Origin of the sequence: Cupriavidus sp. IDO, assembly GCF_000812465.1 — a bacterium.
Classification (GTDB): domain Bacteria; phylum Pseudomonadota; class Gammaproteobacteria; order Burkholderiales; family Burkholderiaceae; genus Cupriavidus.
In genome coordinates this window covers 104,227-125,161 of the sequence record NZ_JWMA01000042.1, presented here as the reverse complement: position 1 = coordinate 125,161, position 20,935 = coordinate 104,227, and the positions used below count along the sequence as shown (strand labels likewise).

The 20,935-nt window shown below is 62.8% G+C and carries 21 protein-coding genes; 7 read left to right on the top strand and 14 right to left on the bottom strand.

The window, feature by feature from the left end:
* Positions 1–145: 145 nt before the first annotated feature.
* Together RM96_RS36305 and RM96_RS14380 are read right to left on the bottom strand one after the other, a co-directional pair.
* On the bottom strand, positions 146–916 hold the full coding sequence (locus tag RM96_RS36305; RefSeq protein ID WP_193752455.1) for a pirin family protein: 771 nt from the start codon (positions 914–916) through the stop codon (positions 146–148).
* Between the two features lie 127 nt (positions 917–1,043).
* Positions 1,044–1,874, bottom strand: a complete 831-nt coding sequence (locus tag RM96_RS14380; protein WP_238587271.1) for an isochorismatase family protein — start codon at positions 1,872–1,874, stop codon at positions 1,044–1,046.
* 84 nt (positions 1,875–1,958) lie between these two features.
* Here RM96_RS14380 and RM96_RS14375 point away from each other — a divergent pair, with 84 nt between their 5' ends.
* From RM96_RS14375 to RM96_RS39360, 7 genes are all read left to right on the top strand, one after another.
* Positions 1,959–2,867, top strand: coding sequence for a LysR substrate-binding domain-containing protein (locus RM96_RS14375; RefSeq protein WP_039011426.1), 909 nt, complete (start codon positions 1,959–1,961; stop codon positions 2,865–2,867).
* A gap of 412 nt (positions 2,868–3,279) precedes the next feature.
* Positions 3,280–3,570, top strand: a complete 291-nt coding sequence (gene groES, locus RM96_RS14370) for a co-chaperone GroES (RefSeq protein ID WP_010813047.1) — start codon at positions 3,280–3,282, stop codon at positions 3,568–3,570.
* A 46-nt stretch (positions 3,571–3,616) separates the two neighbouring features.
* Positions 3,617–5,260: a chaperonin GroEL gene (gene groL / locus RM96_RS14365; RefSeq protein ID WP_039011422.1), complete on the top strand. Its 1,644-nt coding sequence runs from the start codon at positions 3,617–3,619 to the stop codon at positions 5,258–5,260.
* 560 nt (positions 5,261–5,820) lie between these two features.
* Entirely contained in the window at positions 5,821–7,059 is a 1,239-nt protein-coding gene (locus RM96_RS14360) for a pilus assembly protein TadG-related protein (RefSeq protein WP_039011421.1), read from the top strand.
* A 9-nt stretch (positions 7,060–7,068) separates the two neighbouring features.
* A complete protein-coding gene (locus tag RM96_RS14355) occupies positions 7,069–7,560 on the top strand; it encodes a TadE/TadG family type IV pilus assembly protein (protein WP_039011419.1) in 492 nt (163 codons plus the stop codon).
* A complete protein-coding gene (locus tag RM96_RS14350; RefSeq protein ID WP_039011417.1) occupies positions 7,553–7,996 on the top strand; it encodes a TadE/TadG family type IV pilus assembly protein in 444 nt (147 codons plus the stop codon). The genes RM96_RS14355 and RM96_RS14350 overlap by 8 nt, the downstream gene beginning before the upstream one ends.
* Positions 7,997–8,128: 132 nt before the next feature.
* Complete coding sequence (locus RM96_RS39360) at positions 8,129–8,305, top strand: hypothetical protein (protein WP_193752454.1); 177 nt, start codon at positions 8,129–8,131, stop codon at positions 8,303–8,305.
* Positions 8,306–8,334: 29 nt separating this feature from the next.
* Here the strand turns inward: RM96_RS39360 and RM96_RS14340 are convergent, their stop codons facing one another.
* From RM96_RS14340 to RM96_RS36545, 12 genes are all read right to left on the bottom strand, one after another.
* On the bottom strand, positions 8,335–9,123 hold the full coding sequence (locus RM96_RS14340; protein WP_039011415.1) for a metallophosphoesterase: 789 nt from the start codon (positions 9,121–9,123) through the stop codon (positions 8,335–8,337).
* A gap of 209 nt (positions 9,124–9,332) precedes the next feature.
* Positions 9,333–10,307: a type II secretion system F family protein gene (locus RM96_RS14335; protein ID WP_039011413.1), complete on the bottom strand. Its 975-nt coding sequence runs from the start codon at positions 10,305–10,307 to the stop codon at positions 9,333–9,335.
* 47 nt (positions 10,308–10,354) lie between these two features.
* Positions 10,355–11,332, bottom strand: a complete 978-nt coding sequence (locus tag RM96_RS14330; protein ID WP_039011412.1) for a type II secretion system F family protein — start codon at positions 11,330–11,332, stop codon at positions 10,355–10,357.
* 47 nt (positions 11,333–11,379) lie between these two features.
* A complete protein-coding gene (locus tag RM96_RS14325; RefSeq protein WP_039011411.1) occupies positions 11,380–12,750 on the bottom strand; it encodes a CpaF family protein in 1,371 nt (456 codons plus the stop codon).
* 52 nt (positions 12,751–12,802) lie between these two features.
* Positions 12,803–13,996 carry an AAA family ATPase gene (locus RM96_RS14320; protein ID WP_039011465.1) on the bottom strand — a complete coding sequence of 398 codons (1,194 nt, stop codon included), beginning with the start codon at positions 13,994–13,996 and terminating at the stop codon, positions 12,803–12,805.
* A gap of 121 nt (positions 13,997–14,117) precedes the next feature.
* Positions 14,118–14,465, bottom strand: coding sequence for a hypothetical protein (locus tag RM96_RS14315; RefSeq protein WP_039011410.1), 348 nt, complete (start codon positions 14,463–14,465; stop codon positions 14,118–14,120).
* 26 nt (positions 14,466–14,491) lie between these two features.
* Entirely contained in the window at positions 14,492–16,351 is a 1,860-nt protein-coding gene (locus tag RM96_RS14310; protein WP_039011409.1) for a type II and III secretion system protein family protein, read from the bottom strand.
* A gap of 66 nt (positions 16,352–16,417) precedes the next feature.
* Complete coding sequence (gene cpaB / locus RM96_RS14305) at positions 16,418–17,263, bottom strand: Flp pilus assembly protein CpaB (protein ID WP_039011407.1); 846 nt, start codon at positions 17,261–17,263, stop codon at positions 16,418–16,420.
* Between the two features lie 42 nt (positions 17,264–17,305).
* Complete coding sequence (locus RM96_RS14300) at positions 17,306–18,721, bottom strand: ATP-binding protein (RefSeq protein ID WP_039011405.1); 1,416 nt, start codon at positions 18,719–18,721, stop codon at positions 17,306–17,308.
* Between the two features lie 74 nt (positions 18,722–18,795).
* Positions 18,796–19,299 (bottom strand): A24 family peptidase, encoded by a 504-nt coding sequence (locus RM96_RS14295; RefSeq protein ID WP_039011403.1) that lies wholly within the window; start codon positions 19,297–19,299, stop codon positions 18,796–18,798.
* 291 nt (positions 19,300–19,590) lie between these two features.
* Positions 19,591–19,764: a Flp family type IVb pilin gene (locus tag RM96_RS36550; protein ID WP_063925987.1), complete on the bottom strand. Its 174-nt coding sequence runs from the start codon at positions 19,762–19,764 to the stop codon at positions 19,591–19,593.
* A gap of 90 nt (positions 19,765–19,854) precedes the next feature.
* Entirely contained in the window at positions 19,855–20,028 is a 174-nt protein-coding gene (locus RM96_RS36545) for a Flp family type IVb pilin (RefSeq protein WP_063925986.1), read from the bottom strand.
* Positions 20,029–20,935 lie beyond the last annotated feature (907 nt).

Sequence of the window (20,935 nt, the reverse complement as noted above, 5' to 3'; positions counted from 1 at the left end):
AGGCGGCCAGGCTCGATTCAAGCGCGCTCTGGCCGATCACGCAGTCCGGCTCCCGCCGCTCTGCCATCAGATGGACCGCCTCAGCGCACATCAAGCCTGCGCTTCAGGTATCCAGAACGCCCCCCTTGGGCACGGAAAGTCGACATCAGGGGGGGCTGATCCTTCCCGGGCGGTCAGCTTGCGACCCGACCGTGGCGCCCGACATCAGAACAAAATGGCTAACGGTTTCGCTGGTGATTGCGAGCGGCGTGCCGACACGAGGCGCTTGGATTGCCAACGCCTGCCCGGCTGAAAGCCGAACTTCCTGGTCATGCAGAAAAATGCCGGGTTCGCCGGCGAGTACGTAAAGCCATGTGCTCGCGTGCAACTGGCCCGAGAAGTCAAAAGCCGCGCCACGCTCAAAGAAGCAGTCAAGCAGCAGGAACTCCTGCGGGAGGGTGATGGGGGATGAAAGGTCTCCGAGCTTGCCTGCTGCGACGCGAACCCTCAGGCCATCCTCGACCAACGCGGGAATATCCTCAGCGTTCACGTCGATGGCGTACGGTGACACTGATTTCAGTTCCTGCGGAAGCTCCACGAAGATTTGCATCCCATGGGTTTCGGCGCCCTCGATCGCCGGCCATTCATCGTGGACCGCGCCGCTGCCTGCAACCATCCAATGGAGCGCTCCCGGACGAATCGGGCCGAAATTCCCGATTGAGTCACGGTTTTGGTGCGCACTTGTTGAATCCTCGAAGACGTAGGTGATCGCAGAGAATCCGGCATGAGGATGCGGCCCGAAGGTAGGCGCCCGCATCCGGAAGTGATCGACCATCAGCAAGGGGTTGGGCGTGCCATTCTTGCGATTGAAATTCAGCGCATCAAAATGGTCTCCGATCACCAGTTCGTTCCCTTTCACGGGACCGACAATTTTCACGTCATCTGCAACATTCATTATTTGAACCATATGTAGCCACATTCGGCCAGATTGCGTCGGCCTGGATGATTTCGGGGAGGTCCGGCAGAGCAGCATCACAGTGCCTTTTCGCCGGACCATCTCAGATTCACTTGCCTGGGCTGTTCTTGAGCTGCCATACCAGGCCGGCAAAGGGCATGTCGAGGTCGGCATATACCTGTTGCGCTTTCGGATCATTGTTGCCCTTCAGCATCTCAACCCCGGCCGTGGCGTAGTCAGTCACCGTAATACCGGCGGTAGCCAGGCGCTGCAATCCGGCCGTACGCTTGGCATCGCTGAACGTACCCGATGCGTCCAGGACCACACGCGGATCGTAGCCCGCTGCCTTCAGCGTCAATGCGGGGAACGTGGCGCAGACCTCCAGCGACACGCCGGCAATCAGCACTTGCTTGCGACCGGTCTTTTCAATTGCGGCCCGAACCTTCGGGTCATCCCACGCATTGATTGCCGTACGGCTGATCACCGGCACACCCGGAAGCGCGCCAGTCAGTTCGGGAATGGTGGGGCCCCACATGCCATCCGGCATCGTGGCGGTGACGATGACAGGAATCCCGAGCGTTTTCGCCGCCTTGGCCAGGCCCACCACATTGTGCTTGAGCTGACCGACGTCGATGTCGCGCACGCCGGTGAATAGGCCCACCTGATGATCAACCAGCAGAAGTACCGTGTTGTCCCGGGACAGCAGGGAGTATGTTGCGCCGGCAGGCGCCGCGGCATTGTTGGCGGGGGCGGCGGCAGCCACGCCGGTCATGGCAGCGGAAGTCGTGACAACGGCCAGAGAGAGAGCCGTGGCTTTCAGGAGCGAATGAAGTTTCATGATCGACAAGAACGTTGGTGGTAGGAGAAGGCAGCGAACGTATCGACGCCGCCCGTGATCGTCCGGTGCATCACATAACCGGGTTGAAAGCATGATAGACATGCAACGACCAACGATAAATGTGGTAAATAGCAACCTATCGTTTCCAACAGGAAACGATGAGCCCAACGGAAGTGACCCTATGCCATGCCTCTCGACCTGAACGACCTCTATCTCTTTGCAAAGGTGATCGAGCACCGCGGCTTCACCGCTGCAGGGGAGGCCCTCGGCGTCAGCAAGTCGCACATTTCCCGACGGGTTACCGGCCTGGAGAACGCGCTTGGCGTCCGGCTCCTTCAGCGAACTTCTCGTCGTCTGAGCCTGACCGATGCCGGCCAGGAACTGTATGACCATTGCCGGGCCATGATTTCGGAGGCACAAGCCGGTGAAGACGCCGTTCGTCGGCGAACGGCAGAACCCACCGGGCTGGTGCGGGTCAGCATGCCGGTTCCGCTGACAGATACCGTGCTGGCCAGGCTGGTTCCTCGTTTCATGCTGCGCTACCCCAAGGTCCGGCTCGCCATCCAGGCCAGCAACCGGCAGGTCGACCTCGTTGAGGAACATATCGACGTGGTAATACGCGGCCTGGGCATGGAGACGGAATCATCCAGCCTGGTGCAGGCTCCCCTGTGTACCGCTCGCTGGGGGCTGGTTGCCAGCCGAGCGTATTTGGCTCGGAGCGCCGTGATCGACTCCCCCGAATCGCTGCCGCCTGGCGACTTCCTGACGTATGCCTCGATCCATGAACCAACAACTGCCTTGCGCCTGGTCTGCACCTCTGGCGACGTAGTCACCCGGTCAATTCAACCGCGCCTGCAAAGCGACAATATCGCCTCATTGAAAGAGGCGGCGTTGGCTGGGATGGGTATCGCAAGCTTGCCTCTCTATGCCTGCCGAAGCGAGATCGAGGCTGGAACCTTGTCAGTCTTGCTGCCGGAATGGCGCCCTCGGGAGGGTCGATTGGCGGTGCTGTTTCCGACCCGCCGGGGAATGATGCCTGCAGTGCGCGCCCTTGTGGACTTTCTGAAGGACGAGTTGCCCCGGGAGGTCAGCTAGCAGCGTCGGCCTGCCAACTACAGGCCCTCCGTTCGCAGTCCCATGGCCTGGCAAAACCGGCTGATCGCGATATTCAGGCAATCGCAGTGGTCGGCTGAGCCTCCTTCGTCGCAGCCGTGCTGGACAAAGTGGTTTACGAAGGGAGTGTTGGTCACGTGAGCAGTGGCGGTTCGGCGTTGAGCGAACAAAGTTCAAAGTTGAATAAATCTCGACAGCCGGGTGCGGCATCATCCACCCAAGGGAAAACCCTCATCAAGCCGCTGTCTTGAAAACGTAAACCCCCGTCCCTATAATTAGCACTCGCAGGGGGTGAGTGCTAACAGCCTCCAGCGGTACCCAACATTGCGCGGCCGTGAAGTTCTCGCGGCCGAATTTGTGAACCAAAACTCACTTTTTGTATCTAGGAGTCCGTATGAATCTGCGTCCTTTGCACGACCGCGTGATCGTGAAGCGTCTGGACAACGAAACCAAGACCGCATCCGGTATCGTGATTCCCGACAATGCCGCTGAGAAGCCCGATCAAGGCGAAGTGCTCGCCATCGGCCCCGGCAAGAAGGATGACAAGGGCAACAACATCGCCCTCGACGTCAAGGTGGGTGATCGCGTGCTGTTCGGCAAGTACGCCGGCCAGGCCGTGAAGGTGGAAGGCCAGGAACTGCTGGTCATGCGCGAAGAAGACATCATGGCCGTGGTGAACAAGTAATTCACCGACTGACCGCCACCCGTACAGAATTCAGGAGAATCAGAACATGGCAGCAAAAGACGTAGTGTTCGGCGACGCCGCCCGTGCCAAGATGGTCGAAGGCGTGAACATCCTCGCCAACGCAGTGAAGGTGACCCTGGGCCCGAAGGGCCGCAACGTGGTGCTGGAGCGCAGCTTCGGCGGCCCGACCGTGACCAAGGACGGCGTGTCCGTGGCCAAGGAAATCGAACTGAAGGACAAGCTGCAGAACATGGGCGCGCAGATGGTCAAGGAAGTGGCTTCCAAGACCAGCGACAACGCCGGTGACGGTACCACCACCGCTACCGTGCTGGCCCAGTCGATCGTGCGCGAAGGCATGAAGTTCGTTGCCGCCGGCATGAACCCGATGGACCTGAAGCGCGGCATCGACAAGGCTGTTGCCGCTGCCGTGGAAGAGCTGAAGAAGGTCAGCAAGCCCACCACCACCAGCAAGGAAATCGCCCAGGTTGGCGCGATCTCGGCCAACAGCGACGCCTCCATCGGTGAGCGCATCGCCGAAGCCATGGACAAGGTCGGCAAGGAAGGCGTGATCACCGTCGAAGACGGCAAGTCGCTGGCCGACGAGCTGGAAGTCGTGGAAGGCATGCAGTTCGACCGCGGCTACCTGTCGCCGTACTTCATCAACAACCCGGAAAAGCAGGTTGTCCAGCTGGACAGCCCGTTCGTGCTGCTGTTCGACAAGAAGGTCTCGAACATCCGCGACCTGCTGCCGGTGCTGGAGCAAGTGGCCAAGGCTGGCCGCCCGCTGCTGATCATCGCTGAAGACGTCGAGGGCGAAGCCCTGGCGACCCTGGTGGTCAACAACATCCGTGGCATCCTGAAGACCGCAGCCGTCAAGGCCCCGGGCTTCGGCGACCGCCGCAAGGCCATGCTGGAAGACATCGCCATCCTGACCGGCGGCACCGTCATCGCTGAAGAAATCGGCCTGACGCTGGAAAAGGCGACCCTGAACGATCTGGGCCAGGCCAAGCGCATCGAGATCGGCAAGGAAAACACCATCATCATCGATGGCGCCGGCGACGCAGCCGCGATCGAAGGCCGCGTGAAGCAAATCCGCGCCCAGATCGAAGAAGCGACCTCGGACTACGACCGTGAGAAGCTGCAAGAGCGCGTGGCCAAGCTGGCCGGCGGTGTTGCCGTGATCAAGGTTGGCGCTGCCACCGAAGTCGAAATGAAGGAAAAGAAGGCCCGCGTGGAAGACGCCCTGCACGCCACCCGCGCTGCGGTGGAAGAAGGCATCGTCCCCGGCGGTGGTGTGGCCCTGCTGCGTGCCCGCGCTGCGATCTCGGCACTGACCGGCGAAAACGCCGACCAGAACGCCGGCATCAAGATCGTGCTGCGCGCCATGGAAGAGCCGCTGCGCCAGATCGTGCTGAACGCTGGTGAAGAAGCTTCGGTCGTCGTTGCCAAGGTCATCGAGGGCAAGGGCAACTACGGCTACAATGCGGCTTCGGGCGAGTACGGCGACCTGGTGGAAATGGGCGTGCTGGACCCGACCAAGGTGACCCGCACCGCGCTGCAGAACGCCGCTTCGGTGGCTTCGCTGATGCTGACCACCGACTGCGCAGTTGCCGAATCGCCGAAGGAAGAGTCGGCTCCGGCAATGCCGGGCGGCATGGGTGGCATGGGCGGCATGGAAGGCATGATGTAATTCATGACCGACTGACTGCCTCAACCGGCAGACTGTCCTCAAAACCCCCGCGAGCGAAAGCTCGCGGGGGTTTTTTCTTGTGGCTGCGACACAAGGATTTTCTGTTTCCATCCGATGCACGCCCTTCGGCATGCAGGTCGAAGTATGAATCAAAGCTGTAACACGCCCCGGATGCCGGAAGTGATGTCACATGCATTGTCGACCGGAAGAGTGCCGGGATACGGTCGCGTGACCCCCGCAAAGCCGCGGCCTGACACGAGCTCGCCGGATATTCCGCAATTCGCGCCAGGCGTTGATGCGTCGCTTGCGAGTTCCTGGCGCGACTGCAGCCCTACATACTGGTTCCGCCATTGGGTCGATACCATTTGACCCTCGCATCGCCAAGAATGCTTGTACGAAGCTGGGTATGGGATGTTGCTTGCGTTGTCCGGTGGGCGCTTCGGTTGCTTGTAGCGCCCATTGGAACATGACGACGCGGACGGGTCTCCGGGGGGCTGGCCTGATTCCATTATTGACCTGAGCTGAGTGCTGATGTCTCTTCACCTAATGGTCGATGCCATATGTCCAAGTACAGCAAAAAGAAGGAAGAAGGGGCCATCCTCCCGATTGTCGGCCTGATCCTTGCCGTGCTGCTCGGCATGGCCGGGCTGGTCATTGACCTGGGCGGGCTGTTCGTCGCAAAGACCGAGCTTCAGTCGGCGGTAGACAGTTGCGCGCTGGCCGCGGCGCAGGAGCTGGATGGGGCGGCGGACGCCCTGACACGGGCCGCCAGCGCAGGCCTCACTTCCGGGAATGCCAACAAGGTCGGGTATCAGAAGATCGCGGCATCGCTCGTCGATTCGGACGTCACCTTTAGTGATTCTCTCAACGGTACATATAGCTCGTCCTTTACGCCCGTTGCCAATGCGCGCTACGCAAAGTGCGATCACGTTACGTCGGGGATAGCGGCCCATCTGATTCAGATGGTTGGCGGTTCTTCCAGCAATGCAGTCGCCGCCATCGGTGTCGCTACGCGTGTCCATGCACAGAGCACTTGTCCGATTCCTGTCGGTTTGCGACCCAAATCCGGCACGAGTGCCCCGGACTACGGATTCGCTTTTGGAGACTGGGTAACCGTACTCTACGACGGGACCAAGACGGCTTCCCCGGGAGAGATGGGCTGGTATAACCTGGACGGATCCACGAACGCCAATGAAACCAAATCAGAAATGAGCGTCGGGTACTGCAACTCCAAGGTCAACGATACCCTTCGCACACCTGGCGCGAAGGTCGCCGTGGATGACCAGTGGAATGGTCGCTTTGGCATCTACAAGAACAATGGGGATATGACCCTCCTGCGGCCTGACTTCACGGGATACGCATACACGTCGACGAATTGGCCCAATGGCAAGCAAGCGTATTCCGGTTCCTCCGGCGGCACTGATCCTACGGCAACCAACTTCAAGACCAAGCGCCTTGCATATGCGAGTTATGCGAACACCAGTACGGATATAAACGTTGGCGACACGATCACCGGCCTGAACATGAAAGGCGGCTACAAGACGCTTGCGGTTCCGGGGACCAATGGTGACTACGCAAAACTGGGAATGAGTCGCCGCCTTGTCATCGTTCCCATTGTCTCCGATGCCTCGAAAGTCCTGGATTATGCTTGCATGCTCATGCTGCAACCAATCAGCGGGCCCACGCTGACCGTTCAGTTCGAGTACCTGGGCAACGCAGCGTCCATCAGCAGCCCGTGCACAACCAACGGTCTGGCCGGCGGTAATTTCGGCCCCATGATTCCGGCTCTTGTTCAGTAGGTGAGACCGATGAAGAAGCGACAAAAAGGTGTGGCTCTGGTCGAGTTGGCGATCACAATTTCATTGCTCCTGGCAATCTGCTTTGGCGTCACCGAGTTTGGCCGGGCCATCTATACATACAACACCCTGGCGAAATCGACCCGGGATGCAGCGAGATACCTGAGTACGCAAGCGGCGGGCAGCGCAGCTGCGCACGCTACGGCGACGAACCTGGTCGTGTACGGCACACCGGTGGTCGGGCAGTCCCAGCCGACTCTGGTGCCTGGACTGACGGCAAGCATGGTTGGCATCTGCGATGCGTCAGACCCGACATGTACCTCCAATATTTTCCAGGGAAGCAATCCTGCGATCAACACGGTGACGGTCAGGATCACTGGCTATACATTCACTCCCGTCCTGGACCTGCTGGGCTTCACGCGCTTTTATACCGGCGGTAGCGCGTCTATGACATCGCTTCCCTTCGGGGATATCTCCGTCACGATGAGGCAGTCTTATGAATAGGCATCAGAGCGGCGCGACAGCGGTCGAATTCGCCATTGCGGCAGCACTGTTCTTTACCGTGCTATTGGCTATTCTCGATTTCGGGCGAGTCCTCTACACGTGGAACGCGGTCGCCGAGGCAACTCGATGGGGGGCGAGGCAGGCAGTGGTCTGCGACCGGGGATCGGCATCTGTGCTTGCCAAGATGCGGGCAATCGTGCCCGGCCTCACTTCGTCCAATGTTTCCATCAACTGGTACGATGCAAGCGGCATCAGTGCAAGCTGCGATAGCACGTCCTGCACGGGTGTCTCGGTCAGCGTGAACGGATTGACGATGTCTCCGGTCTCTCCGGTTTCCTGGATCGGATTTTCGCGCCTGGCCGTGCCCGGGTTCCTGACCTATCTTCCGCGAGAAGTCATGGGGCAGGATGCAGGGAGCAGCGCCGTCTGTTCCTAGAACTCCGCCATGCATCGGAAGAGGTGCCGGCTATCGCGATCCTTCATAACCGATTGAGCGCCTTCCGGGTCAGACTGCGCTAAAACCCCCGCGGGCGAGAGCTCGCGGGGGTTTTAGTTTTTGGGCGGTGCCATGCATCCTGTTGCACTACGGCAATCCGCGCATCCGCGGGCGGGACTGGTACCCGGGCGAGCCTTTGACATCGCGCGCATGTTCCCGACCATCGCCTGCGGCGCGATGCTCCCGTACAAGACCACGCGCCATTTCTTCGATCCGCGCCTGCCTGATATGTCAATCCCGCTGGCGTAACTCATACGCGGGGCGTGAGGCCTGCCCCGTCACACCTCGACAAGGCAGCACCAGTCGAAGCGCTTGTTCTCGAGCTCACCCGTGCGCCTGCTCACGTAGCCCCGCGGATTGCACACCACGCGCGATTCGTCGATGCAATAGTCGAAGCCGGTATGCGTGTGTCCGTGGATCCACAGGTCCGCTTGCGCCACCAGGTCTGGCCGCCGTGACAGGAAGCCGCCCGACACCAGGTCGTGCGAAAAGCGGGGATCGAGGCTACCCAGGTCGGGGCCGTGATGCGTAACCACCACCGTCTTGCCGTCGAACGGTTGCGCCAGCTGCTCAGCCAGCCAGGCAGATGCGGCCTCGTGACGAACCAGCGCGTCCTCCGGCGTGAAGTGCCGCAGCCGGCCGTCGGCATCGGTCAGCTCGATCAGCCGGTGGTCCAGCATCACGGCGGCGCAGGCCTGCATCGATGCTTCGCGCCGGTCGGCGCCGAAGAGGGTGTAGTCGGTCCACCACGTTGTTCCGATTACGCGCACGCGTTCGCGCGCACCGCGGCCGAGCTCGATGACGCTGCCATTGAGCAGATGCACATCCGCATATTCCCCGGCCGCCTCGCTCATCTGGCGGTCGACCGCCTCGATGGTGCTCTCGTAGTACTCATGGTTGCCGGGCACATAGACGACCGGAACATCGAAGGTCCGCGCGGCCCAGTCGATGCCATCGCGCCCGTTGGCGATGTCGCCGGCAAGCACAACCAGGTCGGCGGCACAGCGCGGAATATCCTCGGGCGTGTGATGCTCGAGGTGGAGGTCGCTGAGGATGCGGATTTTCATGGGGGCTCCGGCGATGTGCCGCGGCAGTGGCGGCATGGATCCTGGCCCCATTCTTCAGGAGGAACCGGCGTCCGGTCAAGGCCCGGGTGCCGAAGCGCGCGTCCCGCCCCAAAACCAGAAAAGCCCGGACATGGTCCGGGCAATGACTGTCGACCTGGCATTGCACCGGAGGACAGCCGGGGGAAACGTAGCGCCTGAGTGGAGGACGGCTATCCGCCTTGTCCGGACATCGTGGGTAGCAGGACGCGGTAGATCTGGATGAAGGCTGGTCCCAGCAGTACCAGCAGCAGTGTGGGGAAGATCGTGAAGATCAGCGGAAACAGCAGCTTCAATGCGATCTTGGCCGCCTGTTCCTCCGCGCGCATGCGGCGCTTGGTGCGCAGCATGTCGGACAGCACGCGCAGCGACTCGCCCAGGCTTGTGCCGAACCGGTCCGCCTGGATCAGCATTGACGCGAACTTGTCCACATCTTCCACGCCCGTGCGCAGCGACAGGTTCGACAGTGTCTTCTCCTTGGGGAAGCCCGAACGCAGCTCCAGCAGCATCAGCTGAAGTTCGTCCGCCAGCACCGGGCAGCGCAGCGCGAGTTCATCGGCCACGCGCATCAGCGCCGCATCGAGTCCGAGTCCGGCCTCCACGCAGACCGTCAGCAGGTCGATCACGTCAGGGAACTCTTCGAACACCGTGCGCTGCCGTTGCGCCACCTTGCGCGCCAGTACGACATTTGGCAGGTAGTAGCCGATGGCACCCAGCACCGCAAGCAGCGAGAACATGACACTCTGTTCCTGGAGCCCGGGGTGTCCGGAGGTTGCCACCAGCCCGATCGTCGGCAGCACGATCGCCAGTATCGTCTTGGCGGCAAAGTACACCGGTGCGGCGCTGGCATTACGCCACCCAGCGTTCATGAACCGCACGCGCAACTGCGAGTGCTCCCAGCCTTCCTTGGGCAGCGACAGCCGCGAAACCGGCTGTGCCCATTGAGCCAGTTTGTCGACCCAGGCCTGCTGCGGGCCCGGTTCCGCCGAGAGGCCGCCCGCCTGTCCGGCGAGCTGCTCCATCCGGCCGCGCATGCGGTTTGGCGAAAACACATAGAGCACACCGAGCACGGTGCCGAATGCCGCGACGAAGATCAGTGCCAGCAGAACAAACTGCTCTGCCTCGATCCCCTGGATGATGCCTTGCATGATGGACTCCCGTCAGGTTGGCTGCCCACGTCTTGATTGTTCTTGCCTCATACCCGGATACGGATGATCTTGCGCATCCACAGCACGCCGGAGGCCATTGACACCAGCGCGCCGCCGATCATCCGCCATCCGAGCGGGTCTTCCCACAGCACCTTCATGAAGCCAGGATTGACCACCAGGATCAGGCCCGCGGTGCAGAAGGGCAGCAGGCCGAGCACCCACGCAGACATCTTTCCCTCTGCCGACAGCACGCGGATCTTGTCGAACAGCTTCAGGCGCTCGCGGACCATTGTGCCGATGGTGTCGAGAATCTCCGCCAGGTTGCCACCGCTCTCGCGCTGGATCAGCACCGCGATGACAAAGTAGCGCAGGTCGCCAATCGGCACCCGCATGGCGAGGTTGGTCATCGCCTCGTCAAGCGCAACGCCGTAGTTGATCTCTTCAAACGTCGTGCGGAACTCCGGACCGATTGGCGCCTTTATTTCGTGGCCAACCATGCCAAGTGCCCCGGAGAACGAGTGGCCGGCACGCAGCGCGCGGCTGATCATGTCGACGGCGTCCGGCAGTTGCGCTTCCATCTGTTTGAGCCGCTTGGCACGCAACCGCATCACATGAAGGACCGGCAAGATACTGACAAGGGCTGCGCCCGCAAGCATCAGCGACAGCGGCACGGGCAGCAGCGGGATCAGCGCCACCGTGCAAAGCACCACCAGCCCGCAGTAGCCCAGCAGCTGCGCCACGGACCAGGTGCTACCCGACTGCTCCAGCCAGCGGTCCAGCGCGCCGATACGCGGCATGCTCATGAGCAGTTTCTGCAGACGCGGCGAGTCGCTCAGCAATCGCTTCTTGAGAATCGACAGTTGCTCGGCGCTGACCTGTCCGCCAGCCGAGAGCGCCCGCAGCCTTGCGTCAATCCGCTTCGCTGCCGGGCCGTGGTAGTTATTCCACCACAGGTAAATGCCCTCGACACAAAGCACCACAGCCGCGAACAGCAGGATGCCGAAGGCATAGAAGATCGTGCTCATGTGCGTCTCCCCCGGGAGCGGTTGTCGTGTGCCGGCTCAGTGGCGGTTCAAACTTCAAAGCGCCGCGCAGGATCATAGGTTTCGTCCGGCAACCCGACGCCGAACACGCGCAGTCGTTCGGCAAACTTCGGGTACACACCGGTGGCACGGAAGTGGCCACGCACCGTACCGTCTTTTTCCACGCCGGTGCGCTGGAACGTGAAGATCTCCTGCATGTTGATGATGTCTCCCTCCATGCCGGTGATTTCGTGGATGCTGATGATCTTGCGGCGCCCGTCGGTCAGGCGCGCAGCCTGCACGATTACAGTGATGGCCGAGGCGATCTGCTGCCGCATGGCCTTGGCCGGCATGGTGAGACCCGCCATGCTGATCATGTTCTCCAGGCGCGTCAGCGCGTCGCGCGCCGTGTTCGCGTGGATGGTCGTCAGCGAGCCCTCGTGCCCGGTATTCATTGCGTTGAGCATGTCGAGTGCCTCGCCGCCGCGCACTTCGCCCAGGATGATGCGGTCCGGGCGCATCCGCAGCGCATTGCGCACCAGCGCGCGTTGCGTGATCTCGCCTTTGCCTTCGATATTCGGCGGCCGCGTTTCCAGCCGCAAGACGTGGGGCTGGCGCAACTGCAGTTCGGCCGCATCTTCGATGGTGACCACGCGCTCGTCTTCAGGGATGAAGCCAGACAGGATGTTGAGCAGCGTGGTCTTGCCGCTGCCGGTGCCGCCTGACACCAATACATTCACCTTCGCATGTGCCAGCGCCTGCAGCAGTTGCGCCATCGGCTGCGTCAGGCTCTTTAGCATGACCAGGTCAGCCACCTGCAGCGGGTTCACGGCGAAGCGGCGAATAGACAGCAGGGGCCCGTCGATAGCCGAGGGCGGGATGATTGCATTGACGCGGGAGCCGTCGGGCAGGCGTGCATCCACCATGGGGCTGGTCTCGTCGATGCGGCGTCCCACGCGCGAGACGATCTTCTCAATCACCTTCATCAGGTGGGCATCGTCGTAGAACACGACATCCGTCAGTTCGAGCTTGCCGCGCCGCTCCACATAGGTCTGCCGTGCCGTGTTGACCAGAATGTCGGAGACGGTGGGGTCCTGCAGCAGCGGCTCCAGCGGGCCGAAGCCGAACATCTCGTCGTAGATCTCCACGATCAGTTGCCGGCGCTCATTGTCGTTGAGCAGGACCTTCTCTTCGTCGACGATCAGGTTCACGAGCGTGGCAATCTCTTTCCTCACCTGCTCTTGCGGGAAGCGTGCCAGCCGCTCCAGTTCCACGCGGTCCAGTACAGCCTCGTGCACATTGCGCTTGAGCGTGTGGTAGCCCGGTGACGTGGCGGCCGTCGATATGCCGAACTGGATTGCGCTATGACCATTGGCGGTGAATGCCGGCCCGGCATTTGCCAGCTGTTCGCGGATTGACATGATGTACTCCTCTTTTTCGGACTCTGTTCAGGCAGGATCGGGCCGGATGCCATCAGGCGCTTCTGGCGCGCAGCATCAGCCTGCGCAATGCGGACACGGGCTCCTGGCGGCTGCGGCGATCGGCCTCTGGCGCCACCGAGAGCTGCGTGGCCATGGCCTGCAGCGCGCGTGCAATGGCGCTGCGCTTGCTTAGCTTGGCCACGGGCTCGCCATGGCTCACGGCCTCATCCACGGCGGAAGGATCGTCTGGCAGCGTGTACGCTACCTTCATGCCGAAAACCTCTTCTATCGTGCTGCGCGGCAATTCGTTCTTGCGCCCGGTGCGGTTCAGCACGATGCGGATCTTGTCGGCGGGGTAGTGCAACGCGCGCAGGATATCCAGGAGGCGCCGGCCGGGCCGCCCGAACGCGATGGCGGGTTCGGTCACCACGCAGATGCGATCGCTGTGGTCCAGCATGCCGATGGACAGCGGGTCGAGGTTCTGGCCAATGTCGAAGATCACAAAGTCGTAGTTCGGCTGCATGACCGACAGGATCCACTCCAGCTTGTCTTTCTGGATCTGGCTGGCCTTGATCGGGTCGGGGGCACCCGCGAGCATGTCGAAGCCGTTGTCGACGTGCACCAGGCAGGCATCGAGAAAGGCGGCATCCATGCGGTCGATCTGGCTGCAGATGTCGGAGAGCGTGGAGGGTGGGGGCTTATCGCTCACCACGTAGGTCAGGTCGCCAAAGTTTCGGTTCAGGTCTACCACCAGCACGCGCTTGCCAAGGTGCCGGGCCAGCGCATCGCCAAGGTTGGCGGCGACGAAGCTGGTGCCCGCGCCACCCTTGCACGAGACCAATGAAATGACCTGCGCAATTTCGTGTGCGCGCGGCACATACGTGGCTTCCACCCGCCTCAGCGCCTCGGCCAGCTGGCCTTTGTCCAGCGGCCACGACAACACGTCACGAATTCCGGCTCGCATCGCCTTGATCAGCACATCGGGGCCGGGAGCCTGCGCGATCAGGATGCAAGGCAGGTCAGAGTGCTGCTGCCGCAGCGTTTCGATGGCCTGCATCTGTGAAGGTCCGATGTCAGAGAGTTCCAGGACGAGCAGGTCGGCCATGCGCAGCCGGCTGGCATGGTAAGGGAATCGCGCCAAGCCTTCCTGCAAGGACATGGTCTGGAAATTTCCGACGACAGCGCTCAGCCGGCTGATCTCGGCCAACCGTTCAGGGTCTTCGGATGCGATCAGGATTTTGAGCATGGTGCCCTCGCGATGTTCGGGTCGGATGTGATGATGTTGGTCCTGGTGCATTAGCTGCAAACCGCCGGGCCGGTGCCGAGAAACGTGGATCTGGACATGACGGCACTCCCCAGCGGTTGCCTTAGCGCGAGCTGCCGCCGCCCCCCATGCCGACACCGCCGTAGCCACCAGCGCCGAAGTCGACGCCGAAGCCGCCAGAGCTGCCACCGCCCTGCTGAAGCCGAACCAGCGATCGGTCGAAGTTCCTCATGGCGGCAACCGCGGTCTTGCCGTCCGTGCCGGTGACGGTGGGCAGGCCGGCCGGCGCATCGGGATTGATGATCTGCAGCTGGGTGATCGTGGCGAGCGCCTCGCCCCGGTGTTGATCCCAGACCGGCGTGGAAGTCATGCAGGCCGACAGCCCCAGGCAGGACAGGCTGCCGAGCATCAGGGCGGCAACGCCGCGCGGAAGCATCAGTTTCTTGCTCATGGTCGTTCTCCTGTTGGCGCGGCGGATCAGTTGCCGCCCGACGTATTGCGGTTGCCGCTGCCGGCGGTCCGTGCCTGAGCGAGGCGGGCGGCGGTGGCTTCGATGCGGGCGACGCGCGCAGCGCTGTCGTCTGCGGGGGCCGCAGCCGCCGTGTCGCGTGTGGGCGCCCGAGACGGATTCGGAAGGTTGGCAGCGATCGGCGCCGACAGCGCGACAGGCGTCGCCACCGGGGGCTCGTCGAGGGGCTTGCCCGACGGCACGACCGAGACCGATGTGCCGGTCGTAGTTTCGCTGCGCGGGGCCGACGGCGGTGCGGCAGGTGCTGCAGCCGGCGCGGCCGGTTGCGAGGGAGCCGGTTCGGGCAGCGGGCTGCGCTTGCCGTTTCCTTCCATATTGCCCATGAAGTAGAGCGACAGCGGGTTTGGCGTGGTGAAGCTGTCGGTCGGCAACGGATAGTTGTTGGTCTCCATCGGCTTGACCAGGCGCGGCGTAATGATGAACACCAGCTCGGTCAGGTCCTGCTGGAACGATGTGCTGCGGAACAGCGTGCCCAGCACCGGTACCTCGCCAGCGCCAGGGAGCGCCTTCAGCGAGCCGCGGGCGGTGTCTTGCAGCAGGCCGCCGATGGCGAAGCTCTCGCCATCGCGCATCTGCACCGTAGTGGAAGCGCGGCGGGTGGTGATCAGCGGCAGGATTGTCTGGCCCGTCAGGCTGCTGCCGCTCACGGTGGCACCGGTCGGCGACAGCTCCGAAACTTCCGGCGATACCTTCAGGTGGATGCGGCCGTTGGCCAGAACCGTGGGCGTGAACTTCAGACCCACGCCGAACTCTTCTTCCTGCAGCGTGATGGTCGAGGCGCCGCCCAGCGCGTTGCTTTGCGCCACCGGAATGTAGATCTTGCCGCCGGCCAGGAAGCTGGCTTCCTGGCCGCTGATGGTGACCAGGTTCGGCTCGGCCAGGACCTTGACCAGGCTGTCGTTCTTCTGTGCATCGACAGCAAACTGGAAGGGCTTGTTATTGGCCTTGTTGCCGAAGATCGCCGCCGACGCGCCGGTCAGCAGCGAGGTCATCAGCCCGCCGCTCCAGGAGCCGAAGCCGCCCTGAATGTTCACCGCCGAACCGAGTTGGTTCAGCAGTGTCTTGGAGACCTCGGCCACCTTCACTTCCAGCATCACCTGTTGTGGCGTGTCCACCGAGAGCATGTTCAGCACCGAGGCCTTCTTGGTGCCGTCCCCCTTCTTGTCGATGTCGCTCTGGGCTGCGCTTGCGTATGCCTGAGCGATTTCCATAGCCTGCTGCGCGGCCTGCGCGTTGGTGACGCTGCCGGTCAGCACCAAGTTGTCGGCGGCAGTCATCACGCGGATGCCGGGTTCCCCAGGCAGCAGCTGGCTGAGAGAAGTCTGCAGTCCGCCGGCATCCGCATTGACCACCACGTTAATGATGCTGCAGGCGCCGCTGCGGCCCTGCACGATCATGTTAGTGGTGCCCACGCTGATACCCAACAACAAAAGTGTCTGCTGCGAGACTGTGTTGACCTTCGCCACGGTAGGGTTGCCCAGCGTTCGGAAGCGCACCGGCTCGGGCAATGGAATCAGCTGCGACTTGCCGACCGGGACTACCACGCTGGTCTCGTTGCGGATGGCGCCGGTACAGTTCGGCCCTCGCCCTTCCGAAGCCGCTGTCGGCGCTGCCGGCACGGGCGTCATGCTGATAGTCATCTGCATTGGCCCCGCGGGTCCCCTGGCGGCGGCTGCCGGCGTCGTGGCCTTGGCGACGTTCCCTGCCTCTACGGCAACCTGCGCCGCCGCGGCAAGCGGAGCGCAGAGGATTGCGGCAAGAACAATGGTTCGCACGCCGCCGGCTGCTTGAGTTCTTTTCTGTTTCATTTTGGATCTCCCCCCGGAGAGGCTGTGATGCAGATCAGGATTCGTTGAACGCCCTGCCGGACGCCATCAGAAGCACTCGACGCTACCCTGGACACCTGTCAGCACGCCGACGCAGTTGCCGGAGTGCGCTGGCGCTGCTGCAATCGTGCGGGTCTTCACGACGGTGCGCGTTGCGGTCTGGGTGACGATCTTGACCGCCGGCGCTTCGGGTGCCTTGCCAAGGAGCGTGCCCTTGGTGGCGCCGCCGGTGTTGATATCGGCCACGTCCATCTGGTTGCGCAGCACCAGCGAGAGCGTCCCCACGCTGCGCGCCACGTCCAGCTTCTCGGCCTGGTCGGGCGTCACCTCCAGCGTCACCGCGTTGACCACCTTGGGCTGGGTGTCGTCGCGGCTGACCTGCTGCGCAACAGCGAGCACGAGGATCTTCTCGAGCACGATCTTCGAGATGCTGCCGTTCTGCGTGCTCTTGGATTCTTCATTCGTATTGACGATCACGTCGACATAGTTGCCCGGCAGTGCGAAGCCGGCCACGCCCACCACATCGTTCACGCGAACCGTAATGGCGCGCTTGCCGTCGTTGATCACCGCGGACAGCCCGCCCTTGGTTCCCACCGGCGCCAGCTTGGCGTCGAGGACGGGCTCGCCACGCTGCAGGCTGGTGCGGACCACGCGGCCTTCGAGTGTCTTCATATCCTCGAATGCGCCCGGCGGCACGCTGCCGGCCGGCCAGCTGACCAGCCTGAGCTGGCTGCCGTTCAGAGGCTGCCCGAGGTTCAGGTCATTGGCTGCCACCACCACCTGCCTGACCGAGCTGGACGACTGCTGGACCAGCCATCGGGACGCCGATACCACGGCCGCCGCGCCGGCGACCAGGGCAATCAGCAACATCAGGATTGCGCGCGTGTTTTTCATGATGACTCTCCCTGCGTTGTCCGTGTGTCGTAGTACTCGGGCTCAGCCCGCGGCGCGATGGCCGTCCGGCCAGCGATGTTCGTTGTCGGGTGGTGGCGGGGCATCTGGCGTGGATTGCAGCCCGTAGTAGCTCCGCCAGGCTTGCTCCAGGGCCGCCTCGGTCACGTGCGGCGAATGGCCGTGGTAGCGGACGTGCGAGGCCACCAGCCGTATCAGGTCACGGGGAATGCAGGCAAGCAGCGGCGTACCGCTAGAGAAGTGCAGGCTCTCCAGCAGGAAACTGAACGCGGCTTCCGGGCCGGAAAGACCAAATTCAGTCGCCGTGCGCTGGAACACCTCGCGGTAGTCGTCCACCGACAGCGGGCCCACGTAGAGCTTGCTGCCCAGCCGGCGCAGGAAGGCGTCGTCGCTGAGGGCGCTCGGTTCCAGGTTCGTCGAGAACACCGGCCAGACATCGAACGGCACGGAAAAGCGCACGCCCGTCTTGAGGGTGAACATGTCGACGCCACGGTCCAGCGGCACGATCCAGCGGTTCAGCAGTTCGGCCACGCCAACCAGCTGCCGGCCCAGGTCGTCGACGATGTAGATGCCGTTGTTGGCCTTCATGTGCGGGGGTGCCTGGTAGAAGCCAGACGTGCTGTCATAGCGCAGGTCCAGCATCGACAACGTCAGCTCGCCACCCGTCAGCACCACCGGCCGGTGGCAAATGATCCAGCGGCGATCCAGTGAGCGGCGCGCGAGCGAGGCTTCGCTGTCATCGAATGGAACATGTACCAGTGGATCGAACACCTGGATGATCTCGCCCGCCACCGTGATGGCATGCGGCACGGGCACCGCGCCGGGCAGCAACATGCCGAGGCGCTGTGCCAGGTAGGTCTTGCCGCTGCCGGGCGGCCCGTAGATCATCAGCGCGCGGCAGGTATTGAGCGCCATGCCGATGGCGTCAAGCAGCTGCACCGGGATCACTAGGTCATGAAATGCGGCAGCGACGTCGGCCTTGTTTACCGTGATACGGCCTACCGAGTGGCGCTGCACGGCGTCAAGGTAGGCATCGAGCGTGACCGGCGCCGCACCGGCATAACTGCAACGCGCCGAGGCCTCGGCGGCGCGGCTGTAGCCCGCATCGGTGAGCCGGAACCGTACATCCAGGTCGTTGGCGCCGCGGTGCGCCACTTCCAGCAGCCGCTCACGGACGGCCACGCCTGCGATCTCATTCACCACGACAGCCGGCAGCTTCATGGCATCGGTCAGTATCGCGAGCGTGACGTTACGGTGCAGATAGGCGGCCTTCAGCAGCAGGTTCAGCAGCAGCTGGATATCGAGCCCGGTGTCGGCGATGGTCCGTGGCAGCACATGCCAGGGCGGCGGCGCGCCATGGTCGGCGTGCGCGCTCCTGGCGGGCAACGCGACTGGCTCGAGAAGCCGCGGTGCATGGCCTGTGTCGTGGTGCTCGATCATTGCCGTCCCCTGTTCGCTCGATTGCGTGTTCGTCAATGCATCCGCCGTTCGCGGGCGCGGGTGTGTTGTCTGTGTCATTTGCCGGCGAACAACGTGGCCAGGGTGCCGGCGGCGATCGCCACGCCGTAGGGGATGGATCCGACGGAGGGGCCGTTTTCGCCCGTGCGCAGAATTCCACCGATGTTGCGTACCAGCTGCCCCTGCTGGCGAGACTTCAGCACCAGCACGATTGCCCAGGCGCCACCCAGCAGGAACGTCGTCAGGGCAATCTGGAAAGCCATCGTGGCGCCCAGCCACGCGCCGGTGGCGGCCATCAGCTTTACGTCGCCGGCGGCCATGCCGCCCAGCACGTAGAAGGGCAGGAAGATGCCGAAGCCGGTGAGCCACCCGAGCGCCCAGTCCGCTGTGCCGCCAGGCGCGCCATGGATTGCTATTTGCACGGGCAGGGCGAGCATCCAGGCGCCGAACGTCAGCCAGTTCGGGATGCGCCTGCGGTGCAGGTCGATAGCTGCGGCTGTCAGCACGATTGCGATGGCGACCGGGCCGAGGAAGGGCGAGAGGTTCGAGGTGGCGGACATAATGGGCTCGGTTCGTTAAGGGTTGGCGCTGCCTCTTGTCAGGGTGTCACTATCGCAATCGGTTGCTTGGACTCAGGACATTTCTGCCCAGCGCACTCGCCGCGCTGCTGATCATCTTCGTGATCGACGCCCCAGATGGTGCGTACTTGAGTTTCGTCACGCCGTTGTCGCGTCGCGGTGGTCCAACTTGCAATGTGGCAGGGCATGGCGGTCTCCGGGTTTGGGCTGTCACAGGTATTCGGCACGGATGCCGAGCGGACATCCGCGCAGCACCTTGCGCGAATGGCTCGATCAGGCTAGGGACGCGCCGATATAGCTGTATATGGTGCTCAGGTTAGTGCCCACGGTTTGCACCGTGGCAATGATCACAACGGCGATCAGCGCCGCAATCAAGCCATACTCGATGGCAGTAACGCCATCTTCGTCACGTTGAAATGCCTTCAACTGGGCGATGAGGGTATGCATGTCTTTCTCCTGGTTCGGGGCGTCGTGGACGCATTGGGAGTCGGCTGGTGGCGTGGGCCGCATGGCTGCCCACGCCACGGTTGTGGCCGGCTACGCGAGCTGGGCACCGATGTAGCTGAAGACTGTGCTGAGATTCGTACCAACGACTCGCACAGTGGCAATGATCACAACAGCGATCAGCGCGGCGATCAGGCCATACTCGATGGCGGTGACGCCGTCTTCATCGCGGACGAACTGCTTCATGGTGTGGGTCAGGCGTTGCATGACAATCTCCCTTTAGTTGGGAAGAGCGCGACTGCGCTCCAAACAGAGAAATGCAGTTTCAGTGGTGGGTAAAGCGGAAGCGGAAGCGGGGCGGGGCGCAGATGGCGCAGGCGTGGAACGGCCAGCGGCCGGCTCCGGCACGCGCCCCTCGCGGGCAGCGTGCCTGGAGCCGGCGCTCCGCCGACATATGCATGCACCTTGCGGCGTGCTGCCCATGGCCCGCTGGAATCACGCTGCGGAGCGGCATGCAGCCGCCGCTGCGGGCGGTGGCTGCATGACCGGTGTTCCGGTGCGGTATCGCGGGCTGGCGTGCAGCTGGCATGGTGCGGCTCCCCGTGTTCAGGTCTGTCTGCTGCCAGCAATCGCTGTGCTGGCAGTCGCGGCATTCCTGGTGGTGGCGCCGCATGGCCGGTATAGGCAAACCGTGGGCCAGGCACGCTGGAATCCTTGTGCCACAAGGCTTTGCGGCGAGCTGCGGACTGTTGGCTGCACACCATGCAGGTTGAAATCAGCGTTTTGACCCTGCGTCGTTGCCCGCCGGAAACGCATGCCGCGCAAGTCAATTTGGATGACGCGACTAAAGTACTAGGCCAGATTGGAGTGGCCTCTGCGCACCACGGTCCGGACCAGACGCACGTTCATCCATAAGCATGAGACGGCCACAGCCATCCGGTGCAAGCGACACCGCGCGCGGGTTGGCATTGGCAATGGGACATGGCGCGCCGGCGTAGTGGAGAGACAGATGGACGAGCCGCCCGATCGCAAGCCCGACGTTTCATGGCAGAAACGTTGGCGGCCTGCGCATCCCATGCTGGCGACCACGCCAGAATATGGCGACAGCCCGGAATTCCTTGTGTGCAGGCGCCTTCAGCGGAGAGGGAGGGCCGTGATTCAAGATGGAAACACC